Annotated in this window: 1 protein-coding gene; it reads right to left on the bottom strand. The window is 59.7% G+C overall.

What is annotated here, in order from left to right; genetic code table 11:
• Positions 1–8: 8 nt before the first annotated feature.
• Positions 9–1183 (bottom strand): IS3 family transposase gene (locus tag VV867_RS30930; protein WP_328568437.1). Its coding sequence is split into 2 segments (ribosomal slippage): positions 9–916 and positions 916–1183, totalling 1176 coding nucleotides; the frame shifts between segments, so codons are not numbered across the junction.
• Positions 1184–1248 lie beyond the last annotated feature (65 nt).

Here is a 1248-nt window from a genome sequence, read left to right on the forward strand (position 1 = left end):
TGTGGTGGTCAAATAATTTCGGACACTTCGATAGGTTGTCTGGGTGGCCTGCGCTCGTAGCTGGTGGGTGGCAGATAGCCCAAGCTGGAGTGCAGACGTACGTTGTTGTAGAAGCCGACGATATAGTCGGCGATGTCGGTCATAGCCTCGGCATGATTGGCGTAGTCACGTTGCCAGACCCGCTCCATTTTCAGGTTCAGGAAGAAACGTTCCATGACGGCGTTGTCCCAGCAGTTCCCCTTGCGGCTCATGCTCAAAACCAGGTCATGCCGCCTGAGCAGCGCACGATAAACCTCGCTGGCGTACTGGCTACCACGGTCCGAGTGCACGACCAGGCCTGGTGCTGGCTGCCGCTGAGCAATCGCCATCTGTAGCGCCGAACAGACCAGTTCCGCCGGCATGTTCGGTGCCATCGCCCAGCCGACGATCTTGCGCGAATACAGGTCCATCACCGCGGCCAGGTACAGCCAACCTCGGCGGGTACGGATGTAGGTGATATCCGCCACCCAGGCCTGGTTTACGGCCGGAGGATCGAACTGGCGGGCCAGCAGATTGGAGGCTATCGGCAGGTCATGCTTGCTGTTGGTCGTGTGCACAAACTTGCGCTTCCAGACAGGCCGAAGCCGGTGCTCGCGCATCAGCCGGCGGACTCGGTAGCGTCCTACGCGCACGCCTTCGGAGTTGAGGGCGGCGTGGAGGCGACGACTCCCATAGGTACGCCCGCAGCTCATGAACAGGGCTTTCAGGGAGGCGGCTACCGGGCAGTGCAGGGATGGGCGCAACGGGCGGCGCTGCGCGGCGTAGTAGCCTGACCGACTGACACCCAGCAGCCGGCATAGCCGCGTAATTCCGACCTTCTTCTGCTGCTGAGCGATCAATCGGTGAATCACTTCAGTTCGCGGGCAAAGAAGGCCGAGGCCTTTTTTAGCAGGTCGTTGTCCTGCTTCAATTGGCGATTCTCGGCCTCCAACTGACGAATCCGCTGCTGCTCGGGCGTCAGCGGCTTACCCACTCCCGCCTGTCCCGACAGTTCGGCTTCGTATTGCTGAACCCAGCGGCGAACTGCCGTCTCTCCCAGGTCCATATCTCGGCAGACCTGCGTAATGCTCAGGCCCTGGTCCTTGATCATCTGGACGACTTGCAGCTTGAAACTGGCATCGAATGTTCTGCGTTTACGGCTCATGAATGACTCCTCTATTCAGTGGATTTTCCACCTATCGAGGTGTCCGAGGAAATTGAACCACCACA

Source organism: Pseudomonas sp. JH-2 (genome assembly GCF_036231725.1).
Classification (GTDB): Bacteria; Pseudomonadota; Gammaproteobacteria; order Pseudomonadales; family Pseudomonadaceae; genus Pseudomonas; species Pseudomonas delhiensis.